Raw genomic sequence first — 23,007 nt, forward strand, 5'->3', positions numbered from 1 at the left:
AATATCCAGCAGCCCGCTTCAGCGGATTTACTTCGAGGCATTGGCCTCAGCGCATCAACGCTCCAGCAGGATTCGCAGCATACGGCGCAAAGGCTCAGCAGCCCCCCACAGCAGCTGGTCACCTACAGTGAAAGCGCCCAAATACTGAGAGCCCATGTTCAACTTACGCAAACGACCAACAGGCACGCTCAAAGTGCCAGTGACGGCAGTCGGCCCCAGCTCACGGATGCTCGCTTCGCGGTTGTTCGGCACCAACTTAACCCAAGGGTTGTGCTGGCTGATCAGGCCTTCGATATCCGACAGTGGCACATCTTTGTTCAGCTTGATGGTCAGCGCCTGGCTGTGGCAGCGCATGGCGCCGATACGTACGCACAGACCATCAACCGGAATCGGATTCTTGAAGCGACCCAGAATCTTGTTGGTTTCAGCCTGGCCCTTCCACTCTTCACGGCTCTGACCGTTAGGCAGTTCCTTGTCGATGTAGGGGATCAGGCTACCAGCCAGTGGCACACCGAAGTTATCGACCGGGAAGGCGTCGTCACGCATGGCTTCAGCCACTTTACGGTCGATATCCAGGATTGCACTGGCCGGGTCTGCCAGCTCATCAGCAACGGAAGCGTTGATCGCCCCCATCTGCTTGATCAGCTCACGCATGTTCTGCGCACCAGCACCGGAAGCCGCCTGATAGGTCATGGCGCTCATCCACTCAACCAAGCCGGCTTCATACAGACCGCCAAGCGCCATCAGCATCAGGCTGACGGTGCAGTTACCGCCGATGTAGTTTTTAACACCTGCATCCAGCTGCTGGTCTATAACCTTACGGTTAACCGGGTCCAGCACGATAACGGAGCTATCATCCATGCGCAGCGAGGATGCAGCGTCAATCCAGTAGCCCTGCCAACCTGCTTCACGCAGCTTAGGGAATACTTCATTGGTGTAGTCGCCACCTTGACAGGTCAGAATAACGTCAAGGTTTTTCAGCTCATCGATGCTGTAAGCATCCTTGAGAGGCGCAATTTCCTTACCAATAGCCGGTCCCTGACCGCCAACATTGGAAGTGGTGAAGAAGACAGGCTCGATCAAGTCGAAATCCCGCTCTTCCAGCATGCGCTGCATCAGCACGGAACCAACCATGCCGCGCCAGCCGATAAGACCTACACGTTTCATAACAACTACACCTATATAAGCTAGCCGCCGGAGGTACCCGGCGGGCCAGAAAGATTACAGATTGCGCAACGCTTCGACTACAGCGTCACCCATCGCGGCAGCTCCAACCTTGGTCGTACCTTCGCTGTAAATATCACCCGTGCGCAGGCCCTGATCCAGAACCTTGCTGACTGCCAGCTCGATCGCATCAGCAGCGGCGCTCTGACCGAAGCTATAACGCAGCATCATCGATACGGACAGAATGGTTGCAAGCGGGTTAGCAACGCCTTGACCCGCGATATCCGGGGCACTGCCATGACAAGGTTCATACATGCCCTTGTTGTTGGCATCCAGCGATGCGGAAGGCAGCATACCGATGGAACCGGTCAGCATGGAAGCCTCATCCGAGAGAATGTCACCGAACATATTGTCAGTAACCATCACATCAAACTGTTTCGGTGCACGTACCAGCTGCATGGCGGCATTATCGACGTACATATGTGACAACTCTACGTCTGGATAGTCCTTGGCCACTTCTTCGACGACTGCACGCCACAGTTGGCTGGAGGCCAGCACGTTTGCCTTGTCTACCGAGCACAGACGCTTGCCGCGCACACGCGCCATGTCGAAACCGACACGGGCAATCCGACGGACTTCGCTCTCGCTGTAGGGCAGCGTATCGAAGGCCATACGCTCGCCATTTTCCAGCACCTTGCTTTCGCGAGGCTGACCGAAGTAGATACCGCCGGTCAGTTCACGCACGATAAGGATGTCTAGACCCGATACAACTTCAGGCTTCAGAGAAGAAGCTGCAGCCAGTTGCGGATACAAAATGGCCGGACGCAGGTTAGCAAACAGACCCAGTTGAGAACGAATCTTCAGCAGGCCACGCTCCGGACGGATTGCAGGCTCGATCTTGTCCCATTTCGGGCCGCCAACAGCCCCCAGCAGAATGGCGTCTGCTGCACGGGCACGCTCCAACGTCTCGTCAGCCAACGGCACTCCGTATTTATCTACGGCAGCGCCACCCAGCTCGTCAAAGCTCAGCTCAAGCTCCAACTGGAATTTTTCGTTCGCGGTACGCAGCACTTTGACGGCTTCGTTCACGATTTCCGGGCCAATACCGTCGCCTGGGAGAATCAGAATCTGTTTGGACATGCTTTCCTCAATTCTTCTAATGGGGCGAGCGCCTCGCACTCACCCGACTTATTACTTAATAGCGCCGAACAGCCACGGGCTGCTCTGCTGATAGCTGCTTTCAAATGCCTTAATGGCTTCAGCGTCCTGCAAGGTCAGGCCGATATCGTCCAGACCATTAAGCAGGCAATGCTTACGGAAAGCATCTACCTCAAAACTGTATTGCACACCGTCCGGACGGGTTACTGTTTGTGCCGCCAGATCAACGGTCAACTGATACCCGACAGTGGCCTCAGCCTGCTGGAACAGCACATCCACTTCATCCTCTTTGAGGATGATCGGCAGCAGGCCGTTCTTGAAACTGTTGTTAAAGAAGATATCAGCGAAGCTCGGTGCGATCACCGCACGGAAGCCATACTCGTCCAATGCCCACGGTGCGTGCTCACGGCTGGAGCCACAGCCGAAGTTTTCGCGTGCCAACAGGACGCTGCCACCCTGGTAACGCGGGAAGTTCAATACGAACTCCGGATTAATCGGACGCTTGGAGTTGTCTTGGTTGGGCTGCCCAACATCCAGATAACGCCACTCATCAAACAGGTTCGGGCCAAAGCCGGTACGTTTGATCGACTTCAGAAACTGCTTCGGGATGATCTGATCGGTATCGACGTTAGCGCGATCCAAAGGTACGACCAGACCGGTGTGTTGAGTAAAAGCTTTCATGATCGTGTCCTCAGGCCTGGAGAAATTCACGTACGTCAATAAAGTGGCCTGCTACGGCAGCTGCAGCGGCCATGGCTGGGCTAACCAGGTGAGTACGACCACCGGCACCCTGACGCCCTTCAAAGTTACGGTTGGAGGTGGAGGCGCAATGCTCACCGCTGCCCAGTTTGTCCGGGTTCATGGCCAGACACATGGAGCAACCCGGCTCACGCCACTCGAAACCCGCTTCGATAAAGATCTTGTCCAGACCTTCTTTCTCAGCCTGAGCCTTAACCAAACCCGAACCAGGTACAACCAATGCCTGTTTCACGTTAGCTGCGACTTTGCGGCCTTTGGCAACTTCAGCTGCCGCACGCAAGTCTTCAATCCGTGAGTTGGTGCAAGAGCCGATAAACACACGATCCAGACGAATATCAGTGATCGGCTGGTTAGCAGTCAGGCCCATGTACTTAAGTGCGCGCACGATGGAGTCACGTTTGACCGGGTCAGCCTCAGCGGCCGGATCCGGCACACACTGATCGACAGCCAAAACCATCTCAGGGGACGTGCCCCAGCTGACTTGCGGCTTGATGTCTTCAGCTTTCAGCTCGACAACTGTATCGAAGTGCGCGTCAGCATCGGAAACCAGCCCCTTCCACTGAGCCACGGCCTTTTCCCAATCTGCACCTTTCGGTGCGTACGGGCGGCCTTCCACGTAGGCAATAGTCTTTTCATCAACAGCCACCAAGCCAACGCGGGCACCGGCTTCAATGGACATGTTGCAAAGGGTCATGCGGCCTTCGAGGGACAAGTCACGGATGGCACTACCCGCGAACTCAAGCGCATGGCCAGTACCACCAGCAGTACCAATCTTACCGATCACAGCCAATACGATGTCTTTAGCAGTCACGCCAAACGGCAGCTTGCCTTCAACACGCACCTGCATGTTTTTCATTTTCTTGGCTACAAGACACTGAGTGGCAAGCACGTGCTCCACTTCAGAGGTACCAATGCCGTGAGCCAAAGCACCGAAAGCGCCATGAGTCGAAGTGTGGGAGTCGCCACACACAACAGTCATGCCTGGCAGAGTCGCGCCCTGCTCTGGACCAACTACGTGAACGATACCCTGACGGATGTCGTTCATCTTGAACTCAAGAATTCCGAAGGCATCACAGTTCTCGTCGAGCGTCTGCACCTGGATGCGGGACACCTCGTCAACAATGGCGCTTACACCGCCCTCGCGCTCGTCCTTACTGGTCGGCACGTTGTGGTCAGGCGTCGCGATGTTGGCATCAATGCGCCAAGGTTTGCGGCCAGCCAGACGCAGGCCTTCAAACGCTTGCGGCGAAGTCACTTCGTGAAGAATGTGACGGTCGATATAGATCAGTGACGAACCATCGTCACGACGTTTGACCTCATGCATATCCCAAAGCTTGTCATACAGCGTTTTGCCGGCCATCAGCCTATCCTCATCAGCGTATTTATATGCCAGGGCCAATAGCCCTCTGGCTTATGTGTCAATCCTATGATTTTGAGTTAAATTACTCAAATTCATATTTTTCATCTTATGGATTCCCACTTGGAATACTTAAATCCCCCATCCTCCAACCCGTGAGATAGGCGCCATGGACTTAGCCGCCCTGCACGCATTTATCGCCGTGGCCGAACACGGCAGCTTTTCTGAAGCTGGCGAACACTTGCACCTCACTCAGCCCGCCGTGAGCAAACGCATCGCCAGCCTAGAGCAACAACTGGAAATGCGCCTGTTTGATCGCCTTGGCCGGGAAATCAGCCTCACCGAGGCAGGCCGCGCCTTGCTGCCCCGAGCCTACCAAATAATTAACGTGCTCGATGATACGCGTCGGGCCCTGACCAACCTCAACGGCGAGATCAGCGGCCGCCTCACTTTGGCCACCAGTCACCACATTGGTCTGCATCGGCTACCACCGCTGCTGCGGGCTTATACCCAGGCCCACCCCAAGGTCGCACTGGACATTCAGTTTCTGGACTCAGAGGTGGCTTACGAGGAAGTCCTCCACGGCCGAGCCGAACTGGCAGTTATCACCCTCGCCCCTCAAACCCGCGAGCCCGTGCATGCCGTACCGGTGTGGGATGACCCCTTAGACTTCGTAGCAGCCCCTGGCCACCCACTGGCGCAGATTGACGCCATCACCCTGACAGATGTGGCACGCCACCCAGCGGTGTTTCCTGGGGGCAATACCTTTACCCGGCATATCGTCAGCGGTTTGTTCGAAGCCCAGGGCCTGACACCCAATATTGGCATGAGCACCAACTACCTAGAGACCATCAAGATGATGGTCTCGATCGGCATCGCCTGGAGCGTGCTACCGCGCACCATGCTGGACGATCAGGTTTTCCGCCTCCCCTTACCCGGCATTCAACTTTCGCGACAACTGGGCTATATCTTTCATGGTGAAAGAACTCTGTCCAACGCGGCGCGGGCCTTTATGCAGCTTCTGGATTCACACCGAGACGACCTTGCATAGGGAAGCGACAAAACGCTAACTTGCGTATACAAATATAAGAAAGGGTTTGCACGAATAAGCCCCAGTGGCTGTTCAGCGCATCTCACTAACCAGAAGGAAACGCGGATGTGGCCACACCCACTGATCGCCATCCCCGTCTACCGTATATTCCTGCCACTGACCCTGCCGAGTTCGAAAGCACTTGGAACGATGCTCCGAGGCTTTTGAGAGCCCTGACTGGCGCCAAATTAGGAGCCTGGTACTGGGATATCGAGAGCGGCGCTATTTGCTGGTCACGCGGCGCCCAAGCCCTGTTTGGGCTCGATCCCAACCACCCACTGAGCAGCCCCGTCGAATACATCGACCTGATCCATGAAGATGACCGCCCGGCTGTTATTGAGGTCTTTGAACAATTCCTCAAAGGCAACCCAGCTCGCAGCGCAATTCGTCACCGCATTTACTGGCTTGACGGCACCCTGCACTGGCTGGAAATCAGCGGCAGCATGCAACAGGACGCCGATGGTAAACAGCGGGTCATGGGCGTTATTCGGGATATTACCCAGCAGCAAACTCAAGAACAGGCCTTACGCAACAGCGAAGACAAGTTCTCTCAAGCCTTTCATTACACACCCGACGCAGTGGTCATCACCACGCTCAACGAAGGCCGTTTTATAGAAGTAAACCGTGGATTCGAACAGCAGTTCGGCTGGACTAGCGAGGAAACCATTGGCCAGACGTCCACTGCACTCAACTTGTGGGGAAGCAACGAAGACCGTCTGCGCATGGTTGAAGCAGCTCGCACAGACCGGCTCAATGGATTGGAGGTTTCGCTTTATCACCGTGACGGCACCCAATGTCGCGTCCTGATATTCGGCGGGATAATCAACCTAGAAAATAAGCCATGCCTTGTTCTGTCGCTACGCGACATCACACTGCAACGTCAGCAAGAAGAAGAACTCAGAAACAGCCAAGAAAGGCTTAATCTTGCTTTAGCGTCTGTGGACCTAGGCACATGGGAGTGGCATATCCCAAGCAATACCCTATTCGGCTCAGCCCGGGCAGCACAATTACACGGCCTACCAGAAGAACCATTCCAGGACTGTTTCGGAGACTTTTTCTCGGTGATCCCAATGGAGGATCGCCGGCGCATGCGCGAACAGTACGAGCAAATCTTGCAAGGAATTCGCGCAAACTTTCAAATCACCTACAAAGCTCTACTACCTGACAATCAGGTTCGCTATCTAGAGAGCACCGCCAAACTGTATCGCTGCGCAGACGGAAAACCTGAGCGCATGGCAGGCATCCTGATCGATATCACTGACCGTGTTCTTCGCGAAAAAGATTTAGCTGCCTCCGAAGCCAAATTCTCCAGCTTGTTCCAAGCCAGCCCTGACCCGGTGACACTCACCACACTTCCTGATGGAATCGCCCTAGAAATAAATTCCAGCTTCACTCAGACCTTTGGTTGGACGCCGGAGGAAGTTCTGGGTCGCAAGATGACGGATGTGAAGCTGTGGGCAGACCTTGAAGAACGCCAGAAGCTCTATAAAAAAATTCAGCTTAGCCAGCGACTGGACAACGAAGTCGCCCACTATCTGGATAGAAACGGCAAACCGATCACCTGCGTAGTCTCCTCCAGAGCCATCATGATTAACGAGCAACCATGCCTGCTCAGCACGTTCCGGGACATTACCCAGCTGCAACAAGCGCAGGAAGAGCTGAAAGCCAGTGAAGAAAAGTTTGCCATTGCTTTCCACTCCAGCCCTGACTCCATCACCATCACCGAACGCGATACTGGCCGCTGCCTGGAAGTTAATGAAGGATTCTGCCGCCTGACAGGTTACAGCGCAGAGGAAGTGATAGGCCGTACAACTGAAGAGCTAAATGTCTGGGTTTATCCCCACGAACGCGAAATGATGATCCGTCGTGTAAAAGAGGACGGACACGTGTATCACATGGAAATGCATGGCCGTCAGCGCGATGGAAAAGTGCGCGTGGTCGAAGTCTCCGTCGAACCTATTCACCTCCACGGCAAACCCTGCCTACTCCTCACCGCCCGTGATATTAGCGACCTGAAAGAGGCACAAGCACAGGTACAACATCTGGCCTACCACGACCCTCTAACCAACCTACCCAACCGCGCTCTGTTGCTAGATCGACTCACTCAGCAAATTGCCCTGCTAAAGCGCCACAATCTCCGCGGCGCGTTGATGTTTATCGATTTGGATCACTTCAAACACATCAACGACTCCTTGGGACATCCGGTAGGTGATGCTGTACTGAAACTGATTACCGCACGCTTGGAGGCCAGCGTACGCCAGGAAGACACCGTCGCGCGATTGGGTGGAGATGAGTTCGTCATCCTCATCTCCGGGCTTGAAGGGAGACGCGCATCAGTCCTCAAGCACATTCGTGAATTGGCTGAAAAACTGCGCCAATTGTTAATTGACCCCATGCAAGTAGACGGCCACCAACTGCGGATTACCCCCAGTATTGGTATTGCCCTAATCCCCGACCACGGAGACAACCCAGACGACTTGCTCAAGCGCGCCGATATCGCCCTGTACCGAGCCAAAGATGGCGGACGAAACACCACCGAGCTATTCCATGAGTCCATGCAGCAGGCAGCCAGTGAACGACTGCGACTGGAAAACGAGCTCGGGCAGGCACTTGCCCGCAATGAGTTTGAATTGTTTTTTCAGCCACAAATCAATGCCAGCGAAAACAAAATTATCGGTTGTGAAGCGCTATTACGCTGGTTTCACCCACTTAACGGCCAGCAATCCCCCGCACTGTTCATTCATGTACTTGAAGAAAGCGGCCTCATCATCGAGGTGGGAAACTGGGTCCTGAGAAAGGCCTGTTCTGAATGCGCACAGCTCGTTCAAAAAGACTTGATCAGCCCTCTGGATTTCAGCCTATGCGTCAACATCAGCCCCCGCCAGTTCCGCCAGCCTGATTTCGTTGAGCAAGTTGAAGGAATTCTTCGTGAAACCCAGCTGCCTGCGCGCATGCTCAAGCTAGAGATCACGGAAAGCATTGTCATTCAGCACCTGGATGACACGATCGCCAAGATGCACCGCCTGAAACGTATCGGCGTGAGCTTCGCTATGGATGACTTTGGCACCGGCTACAGCTCATTGACTTACCTGAAACGTCTACCAGTCGAGACACTGAAAATCGATCAATCTTTTGTCCGTGACGCCGTACTGGACAGCAATGATGCCGGTATCATCCGCGCCATTATTGCCATGGCTCGTAGCTTGGGGCTGAGCGTAGTCGCTGAAGGCGTGGAGCGAGTTGAACAGCTGCAGTTCCTTCAGATGCAGGGCTGCAACGACTATCAGGGATATCTCTTCAGCAAACCAGTGCCTGCAGATGAGTTCGCAGAGTTGCTGATCGAAAACCGACTGCCAAATACCTTCTGAAACAACAAGGGCACCGTAAGGTGCCCTTGTTGGTTAATAGACGGCTACCAGCCAGATGGCGGCTTAGTTTTGCAGCGCCGGTGTGGTTGCACCAATCGGAATGCGCTTGGCCTTCGCCTCTTCCGGGATGATGCGTACCAGATCAATGTTCAGCAGGCCGTTTGCCAGGGCTGCCGACTTAACTTCAATATGGTCAGCCAGACGGAACGACAGTTTGAATGCGCGCTGGGCGATGCCTTGATACAGGTACGTTACGCTCTCACCTTGAGACTCGCGCTTGCTACCGGTCACGGTCAACACGCCACGCTCTACCTGCAACTCCAGGTCTTCTTCCTGGAAACCTGCCGCCGCAACCACAATGCGGTATTTGTCATCGGCATATTTTTCAACGTTGTAGGGTGGGTAGCTGCTACCGCTTTCATTACGCATGGCCGATTCAAACAGATCGTTAAAACGGTCGAAGCCAACGGAATGACGGAAAAGTGGGGTCAGAGAAAATGCAGTGCTCATGTTTAAATCTCCTGATATTCAGCGAGTAATTTCACGCGGGACCCGACTTCGGCATCCCACGCTAATAAACATGTGGTCACTCAAAGGGTTTTCAAGACCTTGAAAAAATTTCTTACACCCCCTTAGAGATGAGCATGCAGCCATGGGGTTTCAGGGCAATCAACACCCAGCAACTGATCGATACGCCGGCAGTCTGTCTCACGGCGCAGCACACTAAACAGCTCAGTGGCCTCTGGATAACTGCGGGTCAGCATGGCCAACCATTGCTTGATTCGCCCCGGCGCATAACGCGGCGAAAGCTTACGACGAGCCTGCAACCAGAAATCAGCCAAAAGCGGCTGAAGCTCTTGCCAAGTCATTGCAGCCACCTCGGTCCCCGCCTTTGCCGCCGCGATCTGCCTGGCCAGGTCAGGGCGAGCCACCAGGCCCCGCCCCAGCATGATGTCTTCGACACCACTTACTTCACGGCAGCGCCGCCAATCGTCCAAGGTCCACACCTCACCGTTAGCGAACACCGGAACCTTGACGCTTTCCTGAACCTTGGCCACCCATTCCCAGTGTGCAGGCGGCTTATAACCCTCGACCTTAGTCCGGGCATGCACCACAAGGTGCGCAGCCCCGCCCTCCGCCAACGCCTCTGCACACTCCAGCGCATAGTCTTTGTGATCAAACCCCAGACGCATCTTGGCAGTCACCGGTATATGGGACGGAACCGAGCGACGGACCTCACGAACAATGGCATGCAGCAGCTCCGGCTCCTTCAGCAGGATGGCGCCACCCCGAGACTTGTTAACAGTCTTGGCCGGACAGCCAAAGTTCAGGTCGATGACCGGCGCCCCCAAGGTGCAAGCAAACGCCGCATTATCCGCCAGGCAAGTCGGATCGGAGCCCAGAAACTGCACGCGCATTGGCGTTCCAGCCGCGGTCTGCGCACCGGCAAACAGCTCAGGGGCCAGTTTTTGGTAGGTACTGGTCGGCAACACACGCTCAGTGACGCGAATAAACTCGGTCACACACCAGTCGATGCCACCAACACGGGTCAGGACATCACGGAGAATTTCATCAACCAGCCCCTCCATCGGGGCTAAGGCAATCTGCATCAGGTCAGCTCTCGAAAAAACGCCGCGTAGTGTACGCGGCGTAGCTTTTCTGATGAACAGCCAGTAACCAATTACTGCAGCAAATCGGCGGACAGCAGAGCACCACCATAACCTTCAACAAACTCAGGCGGCATGCGTTTTGGCTTGCCAGTGGATAACTCGATGCAAACGAATGTCGTTTTCGCCCGCAACAAGGTGAGGCCGTCCTCAGGGCGAATCAGTTGAAAATGCCGACTCATCTTCAATCGGTTATCTGACTCAACGATCCAGGTCGCCATCTGCAACTGCTGATCCTCATAGGCACTGGCTAAATAGTCGATCTCATGCCGCACAACAGCCATGGCGCGATCCAGGCGACGGTATTCTGCCAAGTCCAAGCCCAAAAACTGCGAATGACGCCATGCACAGCGCTCGAGCCAACTGACGTAAACCGCATTATTCGCATGCCCCAATCCATCAATGTCATCAGCATTGACGCGCAAATCAATCACAAATGGATTGGCGTAGTCCCAAGTCATAAGGTTTGCTCCAAGTTACCGGCCAGCTCGCACGCTTCCTTGGCCAACTGAGTGATTTGATCCCATGCGCGGGCGCGCACCAAATTACTCGGAGCGATCCAAGTCCCGCCAACACAAGCCACATTGGGCAAGTGCAAGAAATTCAGAAGGTTGTCAGGGTTAACACCACCTGTCGGGCAAAAGCGGATGCCGGTGAAGGGCCCTTTGAAGCTTTTCAGCATTTTGATGCTGCTGGCGCCATCCGCTGGAAACAATTTCAGTGAGCGATAACCATGCTCCAGCGCCATTAGCACTTCAGAAGGCGTCATAGCACCGGGCAGGTAAGGCAACCCTGATGCATCTGCAGCCGTTGCAAGACGCTCAGTAAATCCGGGACTGACGGCAAATTGAGCCCCAGCATCTTTGGCCTCTTCGAATTGCTCGACATGGATCAGTGTCCCCGCACCAATGAGCAAATCCGGCAGTGCTTTACGCATGGCCTGCAACGCATCAAGTGCAACGGGCGTCCGCAACGTCACCTCAAGCACACTGATCCCGCCTGCCTGCAATGCAGCAGCCAGATCAACAGCCAAGCTCACATCTTCGATTACCAAAACCGGTAAAACCGGACGGGCTTGGCGGAGTACTGCATCCATCGTCAGGCTCATACCTTGCTCTCCACACCTGTCTTTCTGCGAACAAAATGCCTGCCCCCGCTCCAGAGCGCAGAATGACACTCTACTGAGTATGACAGGGCACAACAGCTGGGCAGTCTATAACGGCAGATATAGAGCCGATAACCCTATGCGCTACAAAAATGCTGAACGCCAAAGATGACAATGCATCATTCGCAGCGCCATTAATGCTGGGGATTAGTGTGCAGGAGCCAGATAAAACAAAAGGGCCATTCATACGAATGACCCTTTCAGAGCCTGCAAGGCAGGTAAAAATGGCGTCCCCTAGGGGACTCGAACCCCTGTTACCGCCGTGAAAGGGCGGTGTCCTAGGCCACTAGACGAAGGGGACGGAAACCTTCGAGAACAAAGCCAGCGATTTTGCTGACCTGTCGTGAAATTGGTGGAGCTAGACGGGATCGAACCGTCGACCTCTTGCATGCCATGCAAGCGCTCTCCCAGCTGAGCTATAGCCCCGGATTTAACGTCTCTCGACACTCAGCGCCGAAGCACTGGGCTGGAAATAGTGGCGTCCCCTAGGGGACTCGAACCCCTGTTACCGCCGTGAAAGGGCGGTGTCCTAGGCCACTAGACGAAGGGGACGCAAAAACCCTTCAAAACAGCCGACTCATATTGAGCCCACTGTGGCAAGCCTTTCGGCTTTGAGATTGGTGGAGCTAGACGGGATCGAACCGTCGACCTCTTGCATGCCATGCAAGCGCTCTCCCAGCTGAGCTATAGCCCCATCTCAAGGACGGGGCGCATGTTAAGAGCGCGCCCCGCCTGTGTCAACAAATTTTTATGCGCTAGCACAATATTTTCTGCTGACAGAACAAACACTTACCCAATATGGCCGATCGTCGCATCGCGCCGACCAGCCACTGCTGCTGATCAGGCAATCGCGCTCAGCAGCTTTTCCCACTCTTTGTTTTCCTTCTTCGACACACCACCGAGCAGTTCGATGGCTTGGCGCAGGCGGAAACGGGTCAGGTCAGGGCCGATAATTTCCATGGCATCCAGCACCGAAACCGAGCTGGCCTGCCCTGTAATTGCGGCGAACATCAGCGGCATGGCATCGCGCAACTTCAGTTGCAAATGCTCAACCACAGCCTGGATGCAAGCTGTGATATTGTCTTTTTCCCACTGACGCAGGGCTTCCAGCTTCCACAAAATCAGCTGCATCACTTGGCGCACCTGATCAGCAGAGAGCTTCTTGCTTTCGAACAGCTTGGCATCAAGGTTCAGAGCACCAGCGAAGAAGAAACTGGCCAGTGGCGCAATCTGGCTAAACGTTTCAACCCTACCCTGCACATGCGGAGCAATCTGCATCATGTAATTGCTGTTGAAAGCCCATTTTTGAGCTTCTCTAGCAAAATCTTCAACACTCAGCTCACGCATCCATTGGCCATTAAGCCAGGACAGTTTTTCCAAATCGAAGATTGGACCGCCCAACGACACACGGTTGATGTCAAAGTTGGCGATCATCTCATCCAGAGTGAACTTCTCGCGTTCGTCCGGCATCGACCAGCCCATACGACCGAGGTAGTTAAGCATCGCCTGAGGCAGGAAGCCCATGCGCTCATAGAAAGTGATCGAAGTCGGGTTCTTGCGCTTGGACAGCTTGCTCTTGTCCGGGTTACGCAGCAGCGGCATGTAGCACAGCTTGGGCTGCTCCCAGCCGAAGTATTCATACAGCAGGATCAGTTTAGGTGCTGACGGCAACCATTCTTCACCACGCAGTACGTGGGTGATACCCATCAAGTGGTCGTCGACCACGTTGGCCAGGAAGTAAGTCGGCAGGCCATCGGTCTTCATCAGAACCTGCATGTCCATACGATCCCACGGAATCTCGACGTCGCCACGGAGCATATCCGGTACCACACAGACACCTTCGGTCGGCACCTTCATGCGCACCACATTGGGTTCGCCTGCGGCTAAGCGCTTTTGCACTTCTTCAGCTGACAGGTGCATGCAGTGTCCGTCATAACGCGGCGTCTGCTTGGCTTCCATTTGTTCAGCACGCACTTTATCCAGACGCTCGGCGCTACAGAAACAGTGGAAGGCATGGCCTTTTTCGACCAGCTCGGCACTGTATTTCTGGTAGATGTGGCCGCGCTCACTCTGCCGGTACGGGCCGTGGGGACCACCAACATCCGGCCCCTCGCTCCATTCGATACCCAGCCAGCGCAGAGCATCAAAGATCTGTTGCTCGGACTCACGGGTCGAGCGCAGCTGGTCAGTGTCTTCGATACGCAGGATGAACTCGCCACCGTGCTGACGGGCAAAGCACATATTGAACAGAGCGATATAGGCGGTACCTACGTGCGGATCGCCGGTTGGCGACGGCGCGATACGGGTGCGTACGGTGGTCATGGAAGTTCTCGAAGAATTGCAAGGAACGCGATTAAAAGCGGAATGTTAGCAGGCCAGACCCGGATGGCTCCAGCAAGACCCATCGCGACCGTGACAAACAGCTCTGAGAATCCCGACTTATAACCTCCTACAGGTAGTCACATACCACTTTAAGAGTGCTCATACCGTTTTACAGACAGCAGTGTCTGTAAAGGCACAATGAAGCCTGTTAAATTTGCTTACAAATTCCATATAACGCCTGCTCATACCTCTATGCCCTCTAAACTCAAAAGCCGCCTACTGGTCTTCGCCCTCCTCGTTCTACTTGTAGGCTCAGCGCTGTTGGCTCAGTGGCTTCTCACAGGCCGTTATCGGGTCAGTACGGACAATGCCTACGTGCAGGGTGAAATTACCCGCGTCTCAAGCCAGCTTTCTGCACGCATTGAGCAAGTACTGGTCGAGGACAACCAGTCTGTTAGTAAGGGCGACCTGCTGGTAGTGCTGGAGCAGGCAGACTTCGAGCTGGCCCGCCAGCGCGCCGAAGCGACGCTGGAAACCCGCCAGGCCGAACTCAATCAGGCGCATACCAAACTGGAACAGCAAACCAGCTTGATCTCAGCGAGCCAGGCCGACGTTGCAGCTGCCCAAGCGACACACAGCCGTACCCAACTTGATCTGTCCCGCGCACAAACCCTGCGCAAATCCGGCTATGTGTCGGAAGAACGGGTCACCACCCTGAACGCGGACGGGCGCATCGCCGATGCTCAAGTGGCTAAAGCCCGTGCCGACCTGCAGGCACAACATCAGCAAGTAGCAGCGCTGCAAGCCGAGATCAAACGCCTCGATGCCCTGATTCAAAGCGCCAGAGCCGAACTGGCACAGGCCGAACTGAACCTCAACCGCACAGAAATCCGCGCCCCCATCAGCGGCCATATTGGCCAACGTTCAGCCCGCGAGGGTCAATACGTGCAAACCGGTAGCTACTTGCTGTCACTTGTGCCGGATGAGGAAATCTGGGTGCAAGCCAACTTTAAAGAAACCCAGATTGGCCAGATTCGCCCCGGCCAGCCTGCCGAGCTGGTATTCGACACTTACCCTGACACACCGATTGAAGGCCGGGTCGATAGCCTGTTCGCAGCATCCGGAGCGCAGTTCAGCCTCCTGCCACCGGATAACGCCACCGGTAACTTCACTAAAGTCGTGCAACGGATTCCGGTGAAACTGACCTTCAAGCCTGACAACCCGCTCAAGGGGCTGATCCGCCCCGGCATGTCGGTTGAGGCCACGGTAAATATCAAATCAGAGCCCCAACATGGCGGCTGATTCGCTGATTCGTCCGACCGGGGAACCCAGCCGGCGCGACTGGATCGCAGTGATGAGCGCCATGCTCGGCGCTTTTATGGCGGTACTGGACATCCAGATCACCAACTCATCGCTGAAAGATATCCAGGGCGCGCTGTCAGCCACGCTAGAAGAAGGTTCGTGGATCTCCACGTCCTATCTGGTCGCCGAGATCATCATGATTCCACTGACCGCCTGGTTGGTGCAGTTGCTGTCGGCACGCAGACTTGCGCTGTGGGTGTCGCTTGGTTTTCTGGTGTCTTCACTGCTGTGCTCGCTGTCGTGGAACCTTGAAAGCATGATCGTGTTCCGTGCCATGCAGGGCTTCACCGGCGGAGCCCTTATCCCACTGGCATTCACTCTGACGCTGATCAAACTGCCTGAGCATCACCGCCCCAAAGGCATGGCTCTTTTTGCCATGACGGCGACTTTTGCTCCCTCAATTGGTCCCGGCATCGGCGGCTGGCTGACAGAGAGTTTTGGCTGGGAATACATCTTCTATATCAACGTGCCTCCGGGCCTGCTGATGATTGCCGGATTGCTCTACGGCCTGGACCAAAAGCCACCGCACTGGGAGCTGCTTAAACGTACCGACTATGCGGGCATTTTCACCCTCGCCCTTGGCCTTGGCTGCTTACAAGTTTTCCTTGAGGAAGGTCATCGCAAAGACTGGCTGGAGTCCAGCCTGATCGCCGGGCTGGGCAGCATCGCCGCCGTCAGCTTAATGCTGTTTGTGATCCTGCAAACCTCCCGGGAAAATCCACTGATCAACCTCGGTGTCTTACGTGAGCGTAACTTCGGCCTGTCGAGTATCTCCAGCATTGGTCTGGGCATGGGGCTGTACGGTTCGATCTATGTGCTACCGCTGTATCTGGCGCAAATTCAAGGTTACAACGCCTTGCAGATCGGCGAAGTTATCATGTGGATGGGTATTCCCCAGCTGTTCCTGATCCCATTGGTACCGCTGCTGATGAAGAAAGTCTCGCCCAAATGGCTGTGCGCCATGGGTTTTGCCCTGTTCGGCCTAGCGAGTTTTCTTTCCGGCGTGCTGGACCCGGACTTCGCAGGCGAGCAGTTCAACCATATCCAGATGCTGCGCGCCATGGGCCAGCCATTCGTGATGGTGACAATCTCACTGATCGCAACGGCATATATCCAGCCGCAGGATGCCGGTTCAGCCTCCAGCCTGTTCAACATTCTGCGAAACCTGGGTGGTGCTATCGGTATTGCCCTGCTCTCAACCTTGCTCGACAGCAGAACCAAGGTCTATTTCGACTACCTACGTGAGTCGCTGACATCGGCTAACCCGCAGGTTGCGGAGCGACTGTCACTATTGACGGAGACCCTCGGTAGTGAAGAGGCGGCACTGGGTAAACTCAGTGAGATCACCCATCAGCAAGCTGCAATCATGGCCTACAATGACGCCTTTCACTGTATCGGCATTGTCCTTGGTATCAGTATGATTGCCGTTCTTCTCACCCGTAAGTTGCCTGCTGGCAGTGCGGGAACCGCAGCCCATTAACCGGCTCGCAACACGGATGTTTCCTTTTTAGCCCTTCGGTTAACTCATGCCTTCAAACACATCACCAGCTCGCAACCTGCTGTTAGTGCTTGCCTTTGCCATTATTTATATCGGCTGGGGCACAACCTATCTGGCCAACCATTTTCTGCTTAGGGAGCTGCCACCCTTCATTATCGGCACGCTGCGTTTTGCGATTGCCGGCCTGCTGGCCCTCGGTTGGGTGATTGCCAGCAAGCAACTGCATATTCAACACAGCGACTGGGGTGGCGTGCTGATTGGCAGCCTGGCCCTGATTGCGGTTGGACAAGGGGCACTGATCTATGCCAACCAGTACTTGCCCACCGGAATGCTGGCGATGCTTTACACCACCCTACCGCTGTGGAGTGTGGCCCTTGAGTGGGTACTGGGAGAGCGCCCGCCATTCTGGGTCATTGCAGGGCTGGCGCTGGCCTTTGCAGGCATCATCCTGTTGATGAGCAATGGGCTGGACCAGCGCGCTTCAGCCGATCAATGGTTCGCTGGACTGTTAGTGGTGGCTGCCACCCTGTGCTGGGCTGGTGGTGCCTGGATGATGCGCCAGCGCCCGCCGTTCAAATCGAGCTGGCTTGGGCTCAGCTTGCAGATGATTATCGGCGCAGTATTACTGGGGTTATTTGGCCTGTGGCACGGTGACTGGCAGCACGCTGATTTCAGCCAGATCAGTATTCATGGATGGCTATGGTTGGCCTATCTCATCGTTCCGGTGAGCCTAGGCGTTTATCCGGCCTATTTCTGGCTGCTGCGGGAGGTAAAGCCGAGCCTGGTATCCACCTTTGCCTTTGTAAACCCGGTGGTTGCCCTGCTGCTCGGCTATATCCTACTCGGTGAACAACTCAGTCTGACCGCCCTGCTAGCGTGTGCCATTACCTTAGGCGGCGTGGTGCTGATCATCCTTGCACGCCGCTGACCAAGCTCAAACCTGCAGCAAGCGGTCACGCAGCTTCTGGATTTCATCCCGCAGCTGCGCAGCCGCTTCGAACTCCAGATCGCGGGCCAACTGGTACATCTTCTCCTCCAGTTGACGGATACGCTTGGTAATTTCACTCGGCGAACGCAGCTCGCTTTCGTAACGGGCACTTTCCTCAGCAGCCTTGGCCATGCCTTTGCGCTTGTTACTGCGCGCCCCAGGCACAACGGCACCCTCAAGGATGTCCTTGATGTCCCGTACAACGCCTTTAGGCACGATGCCATGCTCTTCGTTAAAGGCGATCTGCTTGGTACGGCGTCGCTCGGTCTCACTAATCGCCCGCTCCATCGAGCCGGTGATACGGTCGGCATACAGAATCGCCTTGCCGTTAAGGTTTCGCGCTGCACGGCCAATAGTCTGAATCAGGGAACGCTCGCTGCGCAGGAAGCCTTCCTTATCTGCGTCGAGAATGGCCACCAGCGACACTTCCGGCATGTCCAGACCTTCGCGCAGCAGGTTAATCCCCACCAACACATCGAACGTACCGGTACGCAGATCGCGGATAATCTCAACCCGTTCGACCGTGTCGATATCCGAGTGCAGGTAACGCACTTTAACGCCGTGGTCCGCCAGATAATCAGTCAAGTCTTCAGCCATGCGCTTGGTCAGCGTGGTGACCAGCACCCGCTCTTCAACCGCCACGCGCTTGTTGATTTCCGAGAGCAGGTCATCCACCTGGGTCAGGGCCGGACGAACCTCAATTTCCGGGTCTACCAAGCCTGTCGGGCGCACCACTTGCTCAATGACTCGACCAGAGTGCTCTGCCTCATAAGGCCCTGGTGTGGCTGACACAAAGATAGTTTGCGGGCTGGCAGCCTCCCACTCTTCGAAACGCATCGGTCGGTTATCCAATGCCGATGGCAGGCGGAAGCCGTACTCCACCAGGGTCTCCTTACGCGAGCGGTCCCCTTTATACATGGCGCCGACCTGAGGAACCGACACGTGGGACTCGTCGATCACCAGCAGCGCCTCATCCGGTAAGTAGTCATACAAAGTCGGTGGGGGCTCACCCGGTCCACGGCCGGACAAGTAACGCGAGTAGTTTTCGATACCGTTGCAGTACCCCAGCTCCAGGATCATCTCCAAGTCGTAGCGGGTTCGCTGCTCAAGGCGCTGCGCCTCGACCAGTCGATTGTTATCGCGCAGGTACTCCAGCCGTTGTTGCAGCTCAGCTTTGATGCCTTCGACCGCTTCAAGCAGGGTCTCCCGCGGCGTCACATAGTGGCTCTTGGGATAGAAGGTAAAACGCGGCAGCTTCTGGATAACCTCCCCCGTCAGCGGATCAAAGGCGCTGATGTTTTCCACCTCATCATCGAACAACTCGATGCGGATCGCTTCCAGATCGGATTCCGCCGGGAAGATGTCGATTACATCGCCACGCACACGGAACGTGGCGCGGGCGAAATCCATATCGTTGCGGGTGTACTGCAACTCGGCCAGACGGCGCAGCAAGGCGCGCTGATCCATCTTGTCGCCACGATCGAGGTGCAGCACCATCTTCAGGTACTCCTCGGGGCTGCCCAAGCCGTAGATCGACGACACGGTGCAAACCACGATCACATCCTTGCGTTCAATCAGGGCTTTGGTCGCGGAAAGACGCATCTGCTCGATGTGGTCATTAATCGACGCGTCCTTCTCGATAAAGGTATCCGAGGACGGCACATAGGCTTCTGGCTGGTAGTAGTCGTAATACGAAACGAAGTACTCCACCGCGTTGTTCGGAAAGAAGCTCTTGAACTCGCCATACAGCTGGGCAGCCAGGGTTTTGTTATGGGCCAGCACCAGCGTCGGGCGCTGTACCTGGGCGATCACATTGGCAATGGAAAAGGTCTTACCAGAACCTGTCACACCCAGCAGTGTCTGGTGTGACAGCCCCGCTTCAAGGCCCTCGACCATCTGCCGAATCGCCTCGGGCTGATCGCCTGCTGGCTGATAACGGGTGACCAATTGAAACTCGGACATAACAAACCTCGGCAAACAGGTGTGACGCAAACGAAAAGCCTACGTCAAAACCCACATAAAGGTGTGCCTGCTGTCGCAGCACAGGTTTAGCCCCGGTATACTACCGGGCCAATTGCGCAATTCCCTAACAGGGGATTGCTGATACTCACCCTCATTTTCGAGCTGCCGTATCCATGAGTCTGTTCTCCGCCGTCGAAATGGCTCCGCGCGACCCCATTCTGGGCCTCAATGAAGCATTCAATGCAGACACCCGTGCCAATAAGGTCAACCTGGGTGTAGGCGTCTACTACAACGAGGAAGGCCGCATCCCACTGTTGCGCGCCGTAGCTGAGGCGGAAAAGGCACGTATTGAAGCCCATGCTCCGCGCGGCTATCTGCCAATCGAAGGCATCGCAGCCTACGACAGCGCCGTACAGAAGTTGTTGCTGGGTGCAGACTCAGAGTTGATCGCCGCAGGCCAGGTCATCACCACCCAAGCGGTGGGCGGCACTGGCGCACTGAAAACCGGTGCAGACTTCCTTAAGCGCCTGCTGCCAAACGCAGTGGTCGCCATCAGCGACCCAAGCTGGGAAAACCACCGTGCCCTGTTCGAGTCCGCTGGTTTCCCGGTGCAGAACTACCGCTACTACGACGCCGCCACTAACGGTGTAAACCAAGCTGGTATGCTGGAAGACCTGCGCAACCTGCCAGCTCGTTCCATCGTTGTGCTGCACGCTTGCTGCCATAACCCGACCGGCGTTGATCTGTCCCTGGACGACTGGAAAGCCGTTCTGGAAGTGCTGCGTGAGCGCGAGCACGTACCGTTCCTCGACATCGCCTACCAGGGCTTTGGTGAAGGCATCGACGAAGACGCCTTCGCCGTGCGCCTGTTCGCAGCCTCTGGCATGCCGTTCTTCGTGTCCAGCTCCTTCTCTAAATCCTTCTCGCTGTACGGCGAGCGTGTCGGTGCACTGACTATCGTCACTGGCAGTAAGGAAGAAGCAGGCCGCGTTCTGTCCCAAGCCAAACGCGTTATCCGCACCAACTACTCCAACCCGCCAACTCACGGTGCAACCGTGGTTGCTAGCGTACTGAACAGCCCTGAGCTGCGCGCCCTGTGGGAAGAAGAGCTGGCTGGCATGCGTGATCGCATCCGCAGCATGCGCATGGCTATGGTTGAGCAACTGGCCGCCCTGACCGACAAACGCGACTTCAGCTTCGTTGGCCGCCAGCGCGGTATGTTCTCTTACTCTGGCCTCACCGCCGAGCAAGTAGAGCGCCTGAAAAACGAATTTGGCATCTATGCTGTCAGCACCGGTCGCATCTGCGTCGCTGCACTGAACCAGAGCAACCTGCCAGCTGTTACTCAGGCGATTGCGAAGGTTCTGTAACCTGCGAAAAGGAGAGGTCAAAGTGTTGACTTCTCCTTTTTAATCAGTAGGATACGCACCGTTGTTCCGCGATAGCTCAGTCGGTAGAGCAAATGACTGTTAATCATTGGGTCCCTGGTTCGAGTCCAGGTCGCGGAGCCAAATTCTAGAAACCCGGTCAATAGGCCGGGTTTTTTATTGCCCGCGGACTCTCACCAGGGACTACGTCCCCGGTTATTCGCTTCGCTCACCCCTCCGGGGCCGCGCTAAAGCGCATTCAGCTGCGCTGTCGAGTCCAGGTCGCGGAGCCAAATTCGAAATCCTCGGTAATTCCTGTCTTACTATCATCTCTGAGAGTGCTATTCAGCTGGTCTACTTTATAGACTGCACCTCCACCTGAGCAGGAGATGCACATCATGAGTACACCTGAACGTGCCATCGTCGAAGAAATGTTTGCCGCTTTTGCCGATCAGAATCTGGCTGCCGCTGTCGACACGGTTTCAGAAGATGTCGTGTGGATCCATCACGGCTCTCAGAAACTCCCCTCCGTGCGCTTTATCGGTAAGAACGGCGTCAAACAGTTCTTTGAGACTAACTTTTCAACCCTCAGAACAGACTACTTCCGGGTTAAGCAGCTGTATCAGCAAGGCAATGTAGTAATCGTCATTGGGGAGGAGAAGTTCACCAAACTCGACGGTTCTGATGTGTTGCAGCAGCAATGGGTGCAGGTCTACACCGTGAAAGACAGCCTGATCAGTCGCCTAGAAGAGTTCGCCAGTTCTGCGTTACCGGCAGATTATCTTGACGTGCAGTAAGACATCGCCCCGGGCGACACACCGCTGGCGTGTCGCCTACCCCTCGTAGCCTGGATTAGCACGCGCCGCGGGCGTAAACCGGGTTTAGGATCTACCCGGCAGCCATCTGCCTGTACTGACTCGGGGTGAATCCCGTCAGTTCCTTGAACTGCCGGGTAAAAGCACTGTGATCGGTGTAACCACATTGCAGGGCCACTTCGGTGATCGGCAGACCGGTCTGGAGCAGGCGATGGGCATGCTCCAGACGAACTTTCTGGATCATCTGCCGGGGTGTGAGCTGAAAAACCCGTTTGCAGTAGCGCTCAAGCTGCGCCACTGAAACCCCGGCGATACAGGTCAACTCGCTCATGGTTACACGTCGATGGAAGTTTGCCCGAATATAGTCATCCACCTCAGCCAGCCGCTGATAGGCCGGATGGGTTTCTCTGGCTGCCTGCAGATCGACTGAAATACCGACAAGACCGATCACTTTGTCTTCGCAGCTATAAAGCGGCCATTTGTATGTGAGGCACCAGCCCGGTTCCTGCGAACCGTACAGATGCAGCTCAAGCTGATCTTCAAGTACGTGCCCCTGCTCCAGCACTCGCTGATCCTGCTCGGTATAACCCGGCCCTAATTGTGCAGGGAAGACTTCAGCGCTGGTTTTGCCTAACAGGGGGTTCAACGCTTTGAGCCCGCAGCGCCGCACCAACGTGTTATTGGCCAGCACATAACGCGCCTTTCGGTCTTTGATAAAGATGGTGGCATTGGGGAGTACATCCAGCATAGGCAGTAGTTGCATGACACCCACCAGCAACTCCTCAAGCGAGCGTGGCCGACTGCCACCGAGCCCCTGCCCAAACGTTGCCAAAACACTCGAATCCATCGCTGTGTCTCTTCTTGTCGAATAGAAACAAGCCTAGCCGTACAGAGGCCGGGCAAAAATAGGAATTGTGCCGATTTCGTCATGCCTGCCTGCGAATAGCATCAATCGCTGCAAATCC

Annotated in this window: 18 protein-coding genes and 5 tRNA genes; 8 read left to right on the forward strand and 15 right to left on the reverse strand. The window is 55.5% G+C overall.

Annotation, left to right across the window (positions count from 1 at the left end; all coding sequences use genetic code 11):
* Positions 1-54: 54 nt before the first annotated feature.
* Genes asd through leuC form a run of 4 tightly spaced genes read right to left on the reverse strand, consistent with a single transcriptional unit; the run spans position 55 to position 4,441 of the window.
* Positions 55-1,167, reverse strand: a complete 1,113-nt coding sequence (asd, locus tag WG219_14070) for an aspartate-semialdehyde dehydrogenase (protein WXL24448.1) — start codon at positions 1,165-1,167, stop codon at positions 55-57.
* Positions 1,168-1,221: 54 nt separating this feature from the next.
* Positions 1,222-2,304 carry a 3-isopropylmalate dehydrogenase gene (gene leuB, locus WG219_14075; GenBank protein ID WXL24449.1) on the reverse strand — a complete coding sequence of 361 codons (1,083 nt, stop codon included), beginning with the start codon at positions 2,302-2,304 and terminating at the stop codon, positions 1,222-1,224.
* Between the two features lie 51 nt (positions 2,305-2,355).
* Complete coding sequence (leuD, locus tag WG219_14080; protein WXL24450.1) at positions 2,356-3,003, reverse strand: 3-isopropylmalate dehydratase small subunit; 648 nt, start codon at positions 3,001-3,003, stop codon at positions 2,356-2,358.
* 10 nt (positions 3,004-3,013) lie between these two features.
* Positions 3,014-4,441, reverse strand: coding sequence for a 3-isopropylmalate dehydratase large subunit (gene leuC / locus WG219_14085; protein WXL24451.1), 1,428 nt, complete (start codon positions 4,439-4,441; stop codon positions 3,014-3,016).
* A gap of 166 nt (positions 4,442-4,607) precedes the next feature.
* Here leuC and WG219_14090 point away from each other — a divergent pair, with 166 nt between their 5' ends.
* Both WG219_14090 and WG219_14095 read left to right on the forward strand, forming a co-directional pair.
* Positions 4,608-5,489, forward strand: a complete 882-nt coding sequence (locus WG219_14090) for a LysR family transcriptional regulator (protein WXL24452.1) — start codon at positions 4,608-4,610, stop codon at positions 5,487-5,489.
* 107 nt (positions 5,490-5,596) lie between these two features.
* Positions 5,597-8,896, forward strand: a complete 3,300-nt coding sequence (locus tag WG219_14095) for a PAS domain S-box protein (protein ID WXL24453.1) — start codon at positions 5,597-5,599, stop codon at positions 8,894-8,896.
* Between the two features lie 63 nt (positions 8,897-8,959).
* On the opposite strand, the gene WG219_14100 is transcribed toward WG219_14095, so the two are convergent.
* The 9 genes from WG219_14100 to gltX form a co-directional block, all read right to left on the reverse strand.
* Positions 8,960-9,406, reverse strand: coding sequence for an Hsp20 family protein (locus WG219_14100; protein ID WXL24454.1), 447 nt, complete (start codon positions 9,404-9,406; stop codon positions 8,960-8,962).
* Positions 9,407-9,528: 122 nt separating this feature from the next.
* Complete coding sequence (locus WG219_14105; protein WXL24455.1) at positions 9,529-10,506, reverse strand: tRNA-dihydrouridine synthase; 978 nt, start codon at positions 10,504-10,506, stop codon at positions 9,529-9,531.
* A gap of 71 nt (positions 10,507-10,577) precedes the next feature.
* The gene (locus WG219_14110; GenBank protein WXL24456.1) at positions 10,578-11,024 is read right to left on the reverse strand and encodes a thioesterase family protein; all 447 of its coding nucleotides are present in this window, start codon (positions 11,022-11,024) and stop codon (positions 10,578-10,580) included.
* Positions 11,021-11,671: a bifunctional 4-hydroxy-2-oxoglutarate aldolase/2-dehydro-3-deoxy-phosphogluconate aldolase gene (locus WG219_14115; protein WXL24457.1), complete on the reverse strand. Its 651-nt coding sequence runs from the start codon at positions 11,669-11,671 to the stop codon at positions 11,021-11,023. Before WG219_14115 ends, WG219_14110 begins: the two co-directional genes overlap by 4 nt.
* 282 nt (positions 11,672-11,953) lie before the next feature.
* Positions 11,954-12,029: transfer RNA gene (locus WG219_14120), tRNA-Glu, on the reverse strand.
* A 49-nt stretch (positions 12,030-12,078) separates the two neighbouring features.
* Positions 12,079-12,154, reverse strand: a tRNA-Ala gene (locus WG219_14125).
* Between the two features lie 50 nt (positions 12,155-12,204).
* Positions 12,205-12,280: transfer RNA gene (locus WG219_14130), tRNA-Glu, on the reverse strand.
* 66 nt (positions 12,281-12,346) lie between these two features.
* Positions 12,347-12,422: transfer RNA gene (locus WG219_14135), tRNA-Ala, on the reverse strand.
* Positions 12,423-12,568: 146 nt separating this feature from the next.
* Positions 12,569-14,050 carry a glutamate--tRNA ligase gene (gene gltX / locus WG219_14140; protein WXL24458.1) on the reverse strand — a complete coding sequence of 494 codons (1,482 nt, stop codon included), beginning with the start codon at positions 14,048-14,050 and terminating at the stop codon, positions 12,569-12,571.
* 252 nt (positions 14,051-14,302) lie between these two features.
* Here gltX and WG219_14145 point away from each other — a divergent pair, with 252 nt between their 5' ends.
* Genes WG219_14145 through WG219_14155 form a run of 3 tightly spaced genes read left to right on the forward strand, consistent with a single transcriptional unit; the run spans position 14,303 to position 17,838 of the window.
* Positions 14,303-15,352 (forward strand): HlyD family secretion protein, encoded by a 1,050-nt coding sequence (locus WG219_14145; GenBank protein WXL24459.1) that lies wholly within the window; start codon positions 14,303-14,305, stop codon positions 15,350-15,352.
* Between the two features lie 49 nt (positions 15,353-15,401).
* Positions 15,402-16,892 (forward strand): MDR family MFS transporter, encoded by a 1,491-nt coding sequence (locus tag WG219_14150; GenBank protein WXL28010.1) that lies wholly within the window; start codon positions 15,402-15,404, stop codon positions 16,890-16,892.
* Between the two features lie 46 nt (positions 16,893-16,938).
* A complete protein-coding gene (locus WG219_14155) occupies positions 16,939-17,838 on the forward strand; it encodes an EamA family transporter (protein ID WXL24460.1) in 900 nt (299 codons plus the stop codon).
* A 6-nt stretch (positions 17,839-17,844) separates the two neighbouring features.
* On the opposite strand, the gene uvrB is transcribed toward WG219_14155, so the two are convergent.
* On the reverse strand, positions 17,845-19,860 hold the full coding sequence (uvrB, locus tag WG219_14160; GenBank protein WXL24461.1) for an excinuclease ABC subunit UvrB: 2,016 nt from the start codon (positions 19,858-19,860) through the stop codon (positions 17,845-17,847).
* A 173-nt stretch (positions 19,861-20,033) separates the two neighbouring features.
* Between uvrB and WG219_14165 the strand changes: the two genes are divergently transcribed.
* From WG219_14165 to WG219_14175, 3 genes are all read left to right on the forward strand, one after another.
* Positions 20,034-21,230, forward strand: a complete 1,197-nt coding sequence (locus WG219_14165) for an amino acid aminotransferase (GenBank protein ID WXL24462.1) — start codon at positions 20,034-20,036, stop codon at positions 21,228-21,230.
* Between the two features lie 65 nt (positions 21,231-21,295).
* Positions 21,296-21,371, forward strand: a tRNA-Asn gene (locus WG219_14170).
* Between the two features lie 254 nt (positions 21,372-21,625).
* Positions 21,626-22,024: a nuclear transport factor 2 family protein gene (locus WG219_14175; GenBank protein WXL24463.1), complete on the forward strand. Its 399-nt coding sequence runs from the start codon at positions 21,626-21,628 to the stop codon at positions 22,022-22,024.
* Positions 22,025-22,115: 91 nt separating this feature from the next.
* Here WG219_14175 and WG219_14180 read toward each other — a convergent pair whose 3' ends face one another.
* Positions 22,116-22,889, reverse strand: a complete 774-nt coding sequence (locus WG219_14180) for an AraC family transcriptional regulator (protein WXL24464.1) — start codon at positions 22,887-22,889, stop codon at positions 22,116-22,118.
* Positions 22,890-23,007: the final 118 nt, after the last annotated feature.

Origin of the sequence: Pseudomonas mendocina (genome assembly GCA_037482215.1) — a bacterium.
Lineage (GTDB): Bacteria > Pseudomonadota > Gammaproteobacteria > Pseudomonadales > Pseudomonadaceae > Aquipseudomonas > Aquipseudomonas mendocina_E.

What these genes read in the sequence shown, in the direction of transcription:
- gltX (WXL24458.1), bottom strand. Translation starts at nt 14,050, where the DNA reads ATGACCACCGTACGCACCCGTATCGCGCCGTCGCCAACCGGCGATCCG.
- WG219_14115 (WXL24457.1), bottom strand. Translation starts at nt 11,671, where the DNA reads ATGAGCCTGACGATGGATGCAGTACTCCGCCAAGCCCGTCCGGTTTTA.
- WG219_14110 (WXL24456.1), bottom strand. Translation starts at nt 11,024, where the DNA reads ATGACTTGGGACTACGCCAATCCATTTGTGATTGATTTGCGCGTCAAT.
- WG219_14105 (WXL24455.1), bottom strand. Translation starts at nt 10,506, where the DNA reads ATGCAGATTGCCTTAGCCCCGATGGAGGGGCTGGTTGATGAAATTCTC.
- WG219_14100 (WXL24454.1), bottom strand. Translation starts at nt 9,406, where the DNA reads ATGAGCACTGCATTTTCTCTGACCCCACTTTTCCGTCATTCCGTTGGC.
- leuC (WXL24451.1), bottom strand. Translation starts at nt 4,441, where the DNA reads ATGGCCGGCAAAACGCTGTATGACAAGCTTTGGGATATGCATGAGGTC.
- WG219_14175 (WXL24463.1), top strand. Translation starts at nt 21,626, where the DNA reads ATGAGTACACCTGAACGTGCCATCGTCGAAGAAATGTTTGCCGCTTTT.
- WG219_14090 (WXL24452.1), top strand. Translation starts at nt 4,608, where the DNA reads ATGGACTTAGCCGCCCTGCACGCATTTATCGCCGTGGCCGAACACGGC.
- leuB (WXL24449.1), bottom strand. Translation starts at nt 2,304, where the DNA reads ATGTCCAAACAGATTCTGATTCTCCCAGGCGACGGTATTGGCCCGGAA.
- leuD (WXL24450.1), bottom strand. Translation starts at nt 3,003, where the DNA reads ATGAAAGCTTTTACTCAACACACCGGTCTGGTCGTACCTTTGGATCGC.
- WG219_14165 (WXL24462.1), top strand. Translation starts at nt 20,034, where the DNA reads ATGAGTCTGTTCTCCGCCGTCGAAATGGCTCCGCGCGACCCCATTCTG.
- asd (WXL24448.1), bottom strand. Translation starts at nt 1,167, where the DNA reads ATGAAACGTGTAGGTCTTATCGGCTGGCGCGGCATGGTTGGTTCCGTG.
- WG219_14145 (WXL24459.1), top strand. Translation starts at nt 14,303, where the DNA reads ATGCCCTCTAAACTCAAAAGCCGCCTACTGGTCTTCGCCCTCCTCGTT.
- uvrB (WXL24461.1), bottom strand. Translation starts at nt 19,860, where the DNA reads ATGTCCGAGTTTCAATTGGTCACCCGTTATCAGCCAGCAGGCGATCAG.
- WG219_14180 (WXL24464.1), bottom strand. Translation starts at nt 22,889, where the DNA reads ATGGATTCGAGTGTTTTGGCAACGTTTGGGCAGGGGCTCGGTGGCAGT.
- WG219_14155 (WXL24460.1), top strand. Translation starts at nt 16,939, where the DNA reads ATGCCTTCAAACACATCACCAGCTCGCAACCTGCTGTTAGTGCTTGCC.